Genomic DNA, 7,025 nt, shown 5'->3' on the forward strand with positions numbered 1-7,025 from the left:
TTTTCACTCCTAGTTAAAGGCCGGAATGCTGTATTTTCGTAAAAACCCGGTTTCTGCCTCATCGCCCCTAACCTCTCTAATCTTAAATCCGCAGTTGCCAAAGTTTAATAGTACCGTTCTCCCCGCCGCTGACGAGAGTTTCGCCCAAAAGCCCGATCGCCACCGCAGACACAGGGCTAGAATGTCTATCTAAAGTGTGCAGCAATTCGCCGCGAAGATTCCACAGTCTAACAGTACCGTCAAAACACCCCACTGCAAAGTATTTCCCATCAGGGCTAATTGCTGCCGCAGAAGTGATGCGAATTCCTGTATGCAGCGAATGCAATAATTCGCCTGTTTCCAAATTCCACAGTTTGATAGTTTGACCACCATGATTGACAAGAATTTGGCTATCGGAAGAAATCGCTACATAATTTTCGCTGCCAAATGTTCGTTTCACTTCGCCTCCCGGCAGTTCCCACAAAGTGACTGTGGCGCGACAGAAACCGCTGGCTGCATTGAGGCCACTGGCTACTAGCATTTTGCCGTTGGGACTCATGGCGATCGCACTAATGTCATCCCCTTGATAGCCTTCCAAAACTTGCAGCAGTTGGCCGCTGTTGAGGTGCAGAAGCTTGATTGTGCCACGGGTAGTGCCGATCGCCAAAATTTGCCAGTCGGGGCTGACAGCGACGGATTCGTGGCGGTGTACGTCTGCCAAACGCTTCAGCAGTTCGCCGTTTTGCAGGTTCCAGAGTTTGACTGCGCGCGCGCGCGATCGTGTCAGCAGCGTTTTGCTGGCGGGACTGAAAGCAACTAGCAACACGGCTGTTGAATGCCCGAAAATCGTCTGCCACAGTTCCCCGCTGTGCAAACTCCAAATTTTCACGGTACTGTCGTCAGATCCCGTTGCCAGTAATTGTCCGTCGGGACTGATAGCCGTAGACAAAATCCTGTCTGAATGGTGGAGAGTGGCTTTTAAGATGGCGCCCGTTGAGGTTTTTGGCTGCGTTTTATACCCTGCTATTTCTAGCCAGTCGATCGCATCTCTCCAATTTTTGAGATCATTTCGGGGCCGATTTGTCAATAATTCTATGTATCTGTACAAAGTTTTTGACAAATCAACTTCGACACCTTTGATTTGTTTGTTGAGAAAAACCGCAATTTCGGCTGGGCTGTAGCCGCACAACAAGCCGCAGAGGTGCCGCTTTTCTACAGGTGTCAGCCCTCTTCTGGTGTGTGGGGCGAATTGTTGTTTGGCAGTTGCCAAGTCGGTGTAAAGCTTTTGGATGTCCCAGCCGTTGCTTGCCCGTGCAAATGGTTCTTCGGGTCGATCGAGGAGAGAGGGTATCATTTGCGGCAGTCGCGATCGAGTTCCTAGTCAAATTCCTAACCAAAATCCTAACATTGGCTGTGCGCGATCGAAGTGTTTTCACCGCTAATCTATTTTTAACACAGCAAACAGGGGAAAGAGTTTCAGGCTGAAAGTTAGCCTAAATCCTTACCTTTACAGTTTGCCAAACAACCATACATCAATTTGATGCAACTCTTGTGGGGTGGGAAGGAGAACCCGCTCTCAAAATATAATTATGACTTTTATGAACTTAATTAATGAAATTTATGAATTGACCTTAAAAGAAAATTGTTGAAGAATTGTAGTTAAGAGCTTTTCTGTACCTTTACAGTTTGCCAAATAATTATACATCAATCGGAGAAATAGAAAATGCCTGGAATTGCGATCGCCTTATTTTTCGTCCTAGGTTTAGTTTTAAGTCTTGTTGGCTATTTTTGGGGATTAGTTCAAGCTTTTGGAGAGGAAACTATTTGGGGAGTGCTTTACTTCCTTGTCCCCTTCGCCTCATTGGTTTTTTATATCAAAAATTGGAGCAATAAAAAAATCCGAAAAACATTTTTAATTCACTGTGCTGGATTGCTAATGTTTGTATTGGGAGGCATTACTACTTCAGTATTTTAGGGCAAAAATTTTGTAAAAATTTCTGACTCGGGGCCTAATGTAGAGCAGAGGTCTAACAAGCAATCGCTCTCTTCTTTTCCTTCGGATTTTAACACTTCTCCATCACCAATTCAACAGCAATCTCCTGATATCTATGGAACACCAGGTGCTGAGCCTAATTTGGGTACTGTTGGCGGTCAACAATATGACTTCAATAAATCGATCCTGCTTGGGAAATTAGCCTACAAGAACGGAGACTATCAAACAGCTTTAATCAATTTTAACAGATCTGTACAAGCAAATCCCGGCGATGCTGAGGCCCTCAAGGGGGTAGAGGATTCCAAAAAAGCGATGGCCCAAGCAAAGACAAAATAATCCACAGCTTAAAAAATTACGGTTCTTTATCAGTCTAAGTCTGCCTGGGCAGACTTAAACAATTATCCTTGAAAATTCACTTGAAAGTGATTAAACATAAAATCATGAGACAGACATCAGACAAGCTCGAATTCCAAGAAATGTTCGCATTTTGGATACAGCTATTAGTTGGGGGGAGTTTTTTAGTAATCGGTTTGTCTATTGGTTGGTCTTCAGGCGATTTTTTCGTTTATTTATTTGCTGTCGTTGGTTTCCTTTTGGTGATATTTGTAGAGATTGAGACAATTACATTTGATAAAAATCTCGGTCATCTGACTATCAAGCGGCATAAACCACTCATTGCCAAAACGAAACTTATCAAACACCTGCTTCAAGATATTTCAGGCGTGGAGATACAGGAGATGTCAGGTAGTGAGAGTAATACCTATCGTGTCTGTCTGGTGTTGGAGTCAGGAAAGCGACGTGTTCCTCTAACTTCTTCTTTTAGCACTGGTTTGGGAGACAAGCGCAAAAAAGCCGAAGTCATTGCGACATTTTTGGATGTCAAAAATTACGGTAGTGACGGCTTTCCCAGCCAACAAATTTTTAGCGAAGAACTTAAATGGGAGACTATAGACGAGGAGATTGTCCACTGGGAAACTGCAATCAAAAGTGACCCTAATGATGCTCATGGTCACATGAGATTGGGATTAGCTTTGATTAGCCAAGACAAAACAAAAAATAAAGAACAAGCAATGGGCTATCTAAAACAGGCGGAGGCTCTTTTCAAAAGTCAAGGCTATGACGAGGAAGCAATGCAGGCGGCTCAACTTTACGGCGTGGCTTATTGGGGAATGCTGGGATAGTGACGTTCAGATTATCAGGATTTACGCACTCCGACTAAAGAAACCGGGTTTTTTTACCAAAATACTTAGTTGTAACCCGCAGATTCGGTAAAAAACCCGGTTTCTGGGCCTCCATCTAAGTCCTAATTATCCGACATCTAAACTTTACAGCCAAGTTTAATGTAACTCTTGTGGGGTCGGCATCCTGCCCGCCCTAAAAACCCAATTATGACTTTTATGAACTTAATTAATGAATTTATGAATTGACCTGAAAAGAAAACTGTTTAACAATTGTAGTTAAGAGCTTTTCTAGAGAACTCATAGAACAACTAAAGTTCTTAATCTAAATTCTCAATCAATTACACAGGAGCTAATACCTAACATGAAAGTTATTAAAAAAACCGAACATCTTCTAAAGCTTAATAATTTAGGAGAAATGATTTATAGTGCGATATCTCCTACCATATGGGTGACGGGATTTTCAGGAATACCTTTGTTTATGATGCTCTTCATTATCGGATCTTCGGGAGTGGAAAGACTTTCCTGCAAAAAAATGGAGCCAAAAAGCGCAAATTGCGAACTCAGGAAGTCAACTTTTATGGGATTTAATAAAGGCGAAGTAACCTCAATAGAGCAAGTCCGGGGAGCTAAATTTGAGACAAGCAAGACTACCGATAGTGATGGCAATCCCATGACTGTGAGCAATGTATTTTTGGTAACTAAGGAATGGGAGTTTTTGCTAGCCAATCAAAGTGCTAAGGATGCAAATTCGTTTAATAAATATATACAAACCTCGACCGGAGTGTTGGTGATAGAAACAGACAATCGGTTACTAAGTTTGGGAAGCATGCTTTTCCCCAGTTTGTTTTTAGTTATTGGTTTTGGAAAATTTTCTGGTATCTTGCGTTCTTTTATTGTTGAAACTTATTTTTTTGACAAAAATGTAAGTACCTTAACTATAAAGAAAAGGGGAATATGGGTGAATGAAGTTGCCGAACGATCGCTCAGCGAAATTTCTGAAGTCAAATTAGAAACAATATACGGCGAAAACGGTATTTTATACGAGGTGCGTTTGCTAATGAATGGAGGACATACCCTATCTTTAGGCGGTAGCTCGAATCAGAAAAAGCAACAAAAAATGGCTGATTTGATTCGCAGCTACCTCGACGCGTGCTCGCCCTGAATCAAGACATCGACATCAACAGCGAGCCGGAAATTTTTGCAAAAAATGTCAATTAATTAAACGGGAGTTGATACCTAAAATGAAAATCATTCAAAAAACCGAATATATTCTAAAGCTTAAAAATGGAATAAATCTTGTTGGTCTGCTATCAATACGGTTTACTTAAGGTCGAACAAGCGGTACACTAAGTATGATGTATAAAAAAGTAAATCGAGTATAATGCCGTACAAACAAATATTATTAGAATCTCCAAAGCTCAAAAGTAGCGAGATATTCAAAGCAATAGAGAGAGCGATTCCATCAACAGAAATAGAAGCGGCTATCTTGAAAACAAAATCAAGAGAAAAACGGCATCGTGCGCTACCATCACAACTGGTAGTATGTTTGATCGTAGCAATGAGCTTATGGTCAAAAGACTCAATGCGCGACGTACTAAAGAATCTGATTGATGGACTTAATGAAGTCTGGTTGAAAACAGGTAGATATTGGAAAATTCCGTGCAAGGCAGCTCTTACTAAAGCTAGAAAAAGATTAGGATGTCTTGTAATGAGCCAGTTATTTCATCAGTTGGTACGACCAATGGCTACAACTGAAACAGTAGGAGCTTTTCTGAATGGATTGAGAGTTGTAGCAATAGATGGAACCTGCTTAGACATCCCAGACAGTTATGAAAATGCCAGAGTTTTTGGCCGTCCAGGTAGCCGTCCAGGTACAAGAGCTGCTTTTCCCTTTCGCTAGATTAGTTATTTTAGTAGAAGCAGGAACACATTTAATATTTGATGCTTTAATATGCCCATACAAGATGGGAGAAAGAGTCAGAGCGTTAAGATTATTACGGTCAGTTACTAAAGAAATGTTGCTAATGTGGGATAGAGGTTTGCATTCGTATGCAATGGTATCATCCACGCTCAGCAAGGGTTGTGGCTATTTAGGAAGAATTCCATCAAATGTTAAATTGCTCAACAAAACACAGCTAGAAGATGGTTCTTACTTAAGTTTTATTAATCCCCCAGGCAAATTCAGAAAAAAAGGATTTAAACCAATCCAAATCAGAGTAATCGAGTACACAATTGAAAACTTAAATGACCCAAAAGCCGAAATTAGATATCGTTTAATTACAAGTTTATTAGACCCTCAAAAATTTCCGGCAAAGTTATTGGCTGCCGAATATCATCAACGTTGGGAAGTCGAAAATACAATTGATGAATTCAAAGTACACCTGTTAGAACGAAAAACTCATATTCGTTCTCAAAGACCAAGAGAAGTAGTGCAAGAAATTTATGGTCTATTATTAGGACATTGGGCTGTGCGGTCATTAATTTATCAAACAGCGAATAGTGCAGAAATTTCCCCATTAAGTATTTCTTTCACGGGTACATTACGAGTTATTCGTCGCGCTGTCCCAAAATTTCAGCGACTAGAAGCACAAGAAATTCCCTTTTTTTAACTTGGTTGAATTTGGAGATTCTTGATGCGACTTTGCCACAAAGAGTTGAGAGAAATAACCCAAGAGTTGTCAAAAAACCTGTTTCAAAATTTAAATCCAAAAAAGTTAAACACAGAGGTACTGGAATAAAAATTAATTCTCTTGTTTTTAATATTTTAAAGCCTCCCAACCCTTAAGTAAACCGTATTGGGTCTGCTATTTCCTGCTGTCTGGGTGACAGGATTTTCAGGAATACCCTTGTTAATGATACTTCTCACGATGTCCTCTTCTGGAGTGGAAAGACTTTCCTGCAAAAAAATTGAGCCGAAATTCGCAAGTTGCGAAATCAGCACATCAAGTTTGATGGGATTCGTGAAAGGGGAATTAGAGTCCATAGAACAAGTTAAGGAAGCTAAAATTGAGACAATAAATAGTACCGATAGCGAGGGCCACTCAACTTCTGTGGACAATGTATTTCTCGTAACCAACCAAGGGAATGTTCCGCTATCTTACCAAACTGCTAAAGATGCAGAGTTGTTCAATAAATATATACAAACCTCTGTCGGTAAATTCGTAATAGAAAAAGATAATCGATTATCAAAATTAGGCTCGATACTTTTTCATGGCGGTTTTGTCGTTATTGGTTTCGCTACAATATATTTTGTGTTCCATCCTCTATTCAGTGTTGAAACTTACATTTTTGATAAATATGCAAGTATCCTAACTATTAAGAAAAGGGGGATAAGGGTGAATGAAGTTACCGAAAAATCCCTCAGTGAAATTTCTGAAGTCGAATTAAAAACAGTTGAAGTGCAGAAAACAGAACATATGGACAGCTATAGCTGCTACGAGGTGCGTTTGCTAATGAATGCGGGAGATACCCTATGTTTAAGCCGTAGATTGAATCGGGAAGAGCAACAAAAAATGGCTGATTTGATTCGCAGCTACCTCCACAGGCGATCGCACTGAATCAAGATACTTGCTAACGGGCGATCGCTTCGGTGATTCTTTGCTAAACATCCTTCGCGATTACTCGAATCATCTCTATTAGCCGTCGATTGTGAAGTGAAGATTCTGTAAAGCTCGGCTGCGGTGCTTAAAGACTGTAAAACCCTGGGGATTCGCAGCTACCTCGACGGGCGATCGCTTAAATCAATAACCAACGATAAGCTGTTGTGCCTTTAAATAGGGTATAATAAAAAATGAGTTTATACCAATTCACTATGAAGCTGCACTTAATATAGCTTCAAGGATATAGTCCCAACCACAGAGAGATAAAACTTC

The 7,025-nt window shown here is 40.5% G+C and carries 6 protein-coding genes and 1 pseudogene; 6 read left to right on the forward strand and 1 reads right to left on the reverse strand.

Features of this window, described 5'->3' with window-relative positions; genetic code table 11:
- Nucleotides 1-82: 82 nt before the first annotated feature.
- The gene (locus QT994_RS12570) at nucleotides 83-1,333 is read right to left on the reverse strand and encodes a WD40 repeat domain-containing protein (protein WP_333174925.1); all 1,251 of its coding nucleotides are present in this window, start codon (nucleotides 1,331-1,333) and stop codon (nucleotides 83-85) included.
- 369 nt (nucleotides 1,334-1,702) lie between these two features.
- Here QT994_RS12570 and QT994_RS12575 point away from each other — a divergent pair, with 369 nt between their 5' ends.
- The 6 genes and pseudogenes from QT994_RS12575 to QT994_RS12600 all read left to right on the forward strand — a co-directional run bounded on the left by QT994_RS12575 (nucleotide 1,703) and on the right by QT994_RS12600 (nucleotide 6,710).
- Nucleotides 1,703-1,954: a hypothetical protein gene (locus QT994_RS12575; protein ID WP_333174927.1), complete on the forward strand. Its 252-nt coding sequence runs from the start codon at nucleotides 1,703-1,705 to the stop codon at nucleotides 1,952-1,954.
- A gap of 159 nt (nucleotides 1,955-2,113) precedes the next feature.
- Nucleotides 2,114-2,308: a hypothetical protein gene (locus QT994_RS12580; RefSeq protein WP_333174929.1), complete on the forward strand. Its 195-nt coding sequence runs from the start codon at nucleotides 2,114-2,116 to the stop codon at nucleotides 2,306-2,308.
- Nucleotides 2,309-2,388: 80 nt separating this feature from the next.
- Nucleotides 2,389-3,153, forward strand: coding sequence for a hypothetical protein (locus QT994_RS12585; RefSeq protein WP_333174932.1), 765 nt, complete (start codon nucleotides 2,389-2,391; stop codon nucleotides 3,151-3,153).
- Between the two features lie 361 nt (nucleotides 3,154-3,514).
- Nucleotides 3,515-4,315 carry a hypothetical protein gene (locus QT994_RS12590; protein ID WP_333174934.1) on the forward strand — a complete coding sequence of 267 codons (801 nt, stop codon included), beginning with the start codon at nucleotides 3,515-3,517 and terminating at the stop codon, nucleotides 4,313-4,315.
- Between the two features lie 309 nt (nucleotides 4,316-4,624).
- Nucleotides 4,625-5,762: pseudogene (locus tag QT994_RS12595) on the forward strand (IS4 family transposase).
- A gap of 243 nt (nucleotides 5,763-6,005) precedes the next feature.
- Nucleotides 6,006-6,710 (forward strand): hypothetical protein, encoded by a 705-nt coding sequence (locus tag QT994_RS12600; protein ID WP_333174937.1) that lies wholly within the window; start codon nucleotides 6,006-6,008, stop codon nucleotides 6,708-6,710.
- Nucleotides 6,711-7,025 lie beyond the last annotated feature (315 nt).

The organism is Microcoleus sp. S13_B4, assembly GCF_036700885.1.
Classification (GTDB): domain Bacteria; phylum Cyanobacteriota; class Cyanobacteriia; order Cyanobacteriales; family Microcoleaceae; genus Microcoleus.

Excerpts from the sequence above, each read along its gene's own strand:
- QT994_RS12570 (WP_333174925.1), bottom strand. The coding sequence starts at position 1,333 with ATGATACCCTCTCTCCTCGATCGACCCGAAGAACCATTTGCACGGGCA.
- QT994_RS12575 (WP_333174927.1), top strand. The coding sequence starts at position 1,703 with ATGCCTGGAATTGCGATCGCCTTATTTTTCGTCCTAGGTTTAGTTTTA.
- QT994_RS12600 (WP_333174937.1), top strand. The coding sequence starts at position 6,006 with ATGATACTTCTCACGATGTCCTCTTCTGGAGTGGAAAGACTTTCCTGC.
- QT994_RS12590 (WP_333174934.1), top strand. The coding sequence starts at position 3,515 with ATGAAAGTTATTAAAAAAACCGAACATCTTCTAAAGCTTAATAATTTA.